Consider the following 3,058-nt stretch of genomic DNA (forward strand, 5'->3'; position numbering starts at 1 on the left):
CTACGTGCACTCGCGCGGGCTCAAGCTCGGCATCTACTCGTCACCGGGGGCGAAAACCTGCGCCGGCTTCGTCGGCAGTCACGGTCACGAAGACCAGGATGCGCGCCAGTTTGCTGCCTGGGGCGTCGACTATCTGAAGTATGACTACTGCGGCGCCCGTGACATCTACCCGGTCACCCAGCGCAACCAGGAGATGCTCTTCCGCAAGATGGGCGCGGCCCTTCGCGCGGCGGGCCGACCCGTGGTCTACAGCCTCTCGCAGTCCGGCGATTTCGACATCTGGCGATGGGGACCGCAGACCGGCGCCAACCTTTGGCGCACCACGCCGGATATCAGCGATAACTGGGAGTCCATGTCGCAGCGCGGCTTTCGTCAGCTCGATCTCAGCGCATGGTCCGGCCCGGGTCACTGGTCGGACCCCGACATGCTGGAGATCGGCAACGGCGGCATGAGCACGGATGAGTACCGGACGCAGATGAGCTTGTGGTCGATGCTCCCGGCACCTCTGCTCGCCGGCAACGACCTGCGCACGATGGATCCCGCGACGCGGGACATCCTGCTCAATCGCGAGGTGATCGCCGTTGATCAGGATTCGGCCGGACGTCCGGCGCGGCGCCTTGAACGCCAGGGCGACGTTGAGGTGCTCGTGCGCGATATGGCGGATGGGTCAGTGGTCGTGGGTTTCTTCAATCGCGGGGAGAAGGCGACGGCTCGGCTGTCCTGGCAGACGCTGGGAAGCCGCTTCAGCAAATCAGCTCAGGCCCGTGATCTCTGGCAACACACGGCCATCGATACGGGTAGCCCGTTCGTCACGACGCTTCCCCGGCATGGCGCCACCCTGATTCGTGTCGGCGCAGGTCAGTAGGAGCCACCGCCGATCCGTCGGTTCCTGCGGCAGGCAACGCGGATAGTGGGTGCAAGACACAGGCGGGGTTTGGCGGAAACTTATCTTCCTAACGGTGACGGCCACCTTGGGAGAGGCAATGAACACTGCTGCCAACGGCATGAGCGCGGAACAACGGCTCGCCGAATCGGGCATCGTCCTCCCTCCCCCGCCGTCGCCGTTCGGCTCCTATGTGGAAGCCGTGCGTACCGGCAACCTCGTCTACTTCAGCGGCATGGTTCCGGTATGGGGACACGAGCCGCGAGTACGTGGACGGATCGGTGCGGACCTGACGACGGAACAAGGCGAGGAAGCGGCAGAGCAGGCCATGCTCAGCGGATTGGCCGCCGCTCGGGAGTTCCTGGGGTCGCTCGATCAGGTCACCCGCGTGATCAAGGTCGCCGTTTACATGTTGACGACGCCGGAGTTCATCGAGCATCCGAAGGTTGCGGATGGCGCTACGGATTTGATGGAGAGACTCTTCGGCAAGGAGAAGCTTCCCGTCCGCCTGGTTTCCGGGCTTGGCAGCGCGCCACTGGGGATGCCGGTGATCGTCGAGTTCGTGCTTGAGGTGGCTTGAGCCAACCGAAGGGATTTACCGCGTGTAGTGGTATCGGCACTGGGCGACCTGGATCACCGTGATCTTCTGCGGCCGAGCCTGCCCTTTCGCGGGTTTGTCCATGTCGAAGAGGCGGTAGACGAGGCGATGTTCCAGCGTGATCCGGCGAGACCACCAACCTTTCCACTCACCTTTTAGGGGCTCGGGCTTACCAAGCCCGGTCCACGGCGTGCGCCGGATGTTTTCGATCAAGGTGTTTACGGCGTCGACATTCGTGGGGACGTGCTCTTGCCAGTAGCGGTAGTCCTCCCACGCCTGGCTCGTCCACCAAAGATCTTCCCTCTCCTTACGCACCGCCATCAGGCTTCCCTTTTAAACGCCATCCGGACCTAGTATGCGTGCGTCCGCCGGCAGCGACGTGTCGGCCTCGGCCATGGCGTTCTGCAATCGGATGGCGTTGGCGGCGCTGCTGAACAGATACAGCGTCTCCTGCAGCGAGTTGTAGTCGCTCACAGACATCACGACGGCATCTTCAGCGTCACGACGCTTGATAAGAGTGATGTCGTGATCGGTCGCCACCGTGTCGAGCACCTCCTTGAGGTTGCTTCTGGCGTCGGTGAAATTGATGGTCCGCATGGGCTACTCCAACATGTACATCTTTGCGTACATGTTGGAGTCTATATCAGGCACTTGTTCATCCGCAACTTTGCCTTGCCCATCCGCAGTGGCTACGCTAGATTTTGCGAACAGACCACCGTACAGGGGGCATCGCAACCGCGATGCTGCGGCAGGTCCAGACGGGCAAGGGATTGAGTCTCCATATCGAAGGCATGCGGATGCGCCGACAAATCTGCTGCATCTTTGCGGTGGGCCTCATGACATGCCATGCACTTCACGCTGGTGACGCGCCCGTGCGCCCTTCAACGACGGGCGTACTTACTGAAGCGGCCCGTTCCCATACCTATGTGGGCGCATTGACCGCCGGCTGGCGTAGCCTGCTCGATGCGCACGTGCCCAAGGTAGATCTCTATCTCGGCATGAGTGACGACGACGCGCCGGAGCCGCTCCGCTATGCCGTAGCCGCCACCACGTCGCAGGGACGTCCCATTGAACGCGCCGATGGCTCGATGGTGGTTGCTTCCTGCCGTCCCGGATCCTGTCAGGAAAAAGGCATGGTCTGGGCATCGAGCGACGGCGTGGTCGTGGGTGCCCTTGTGCATTTCTACTACAAGGATCCCAAGGCACCGATGAGTCCCGCGTTGTTGGTATGGTCCCGCGACGTCAAGACCAGCTCCCTCCCACACGGCTTTACCATGGCGCTTGAGGAATGGCTTCGCCAGCCCGTCTCAGTCGCCGGATTCCATGCGATCCGAATGGTGCAGCCGGATGGCACGATCGTAGACCTCTCGCCAGCAAGCTTGCTGCCGTGAACCAGCGGCTATCAATGCTTGCCATGCTGCTCGGCATCGCCGTGTGCCTCGCGCCCTACCGCGCACGCGCCGACGAGCCATGCTGCGATGACGCGCACGGATTCCATCGATCGGGTCCGCTTTATTTAGGTATACCGGTCGACCTCGACGCGCAAGGCAGGACTCCCGGGCGCCATGGCTTCCTCG

Annotated in this window: 5 protein-coding genes; 3 read left to right on the forward strand and 2 right to left on the reverse strand. The window is 62.5% G+C overall.

Annotated features, from left to right (window positions below):
* Together AC1DSN_RS20630 and AC1DSN_RS20635 are read left to right on the forward strand one after the other, a co-directional pair.
* The coding region (locus AC1DSN_RS20630; RefSeq protein ID WP_477332566.1) for a glycoside hydrolase family 27 protein at positions 1–865 on the forward strand (865 nt) is incomplete at its 5' end.
* A gap of 118 nt (positions 866–983) precedes the next feature.
* Complete coding sequence (locus tag AC1DSN_RS20635; RefSeq protein ID WP_477332568.1) at positions 984–1,463, forward strand: RidA family protein; 480 nt, start codon at positions 984–986, stop codon at positions 1,461–1,463.
* Between the two features lie 15 nt (positions 1,464–1,478).
* Here the strand turns inward: AC1DSN_RS20635 and AC1DSN_RS20640 are convergent, their stop codons facing one another.
* Positions 1,479–1,802, reverse strand: coding sequence for a Txe/YoeB family addiction module toxin (locus AC1DSN_RS20640; protein ID WP_477332570.1), 324 nt, complete (start codon positions 1,800–1,802; stop codon positions 1,479–1,481).
* Between the two features lie 12 nt (positions 1,803–1,814).
* The gene (locus AC1DSN_RS20645) at positions 1,815–2,078 is read right to left on the reverse strand and encodes a type II toxin-antitoxin system Phd/YefM family antitoxin (protein WP_063572228.1); all 264 of its coding nucleotides are present in this window, start codon (positions 2,076–2,078) and stop codon (positions 1,815–1,817) included.
* Positions 2,079–2,353: 275 nt separating this feature from the next.
* Here AC1DSN_RS20645 and AC1DSN_RS20650 point away from each other — a divergent pair, with 275 nt between their 5' ends.
* Entirely contained in the window at positions 2,354–2,872 is a 519-nt protein-coding gene (locus tag AC1DSN_RS20650) for a hypothetical protein (RefSeq protein WP_477298803.1), read from the forward strand.
* The last annotated feature ends 186 nt before the right edge of the window (positions 2,873–3,058 follow it).

This window comes from Luteibacter sp. P4_D7_3 (assembly GCF_056401735.1).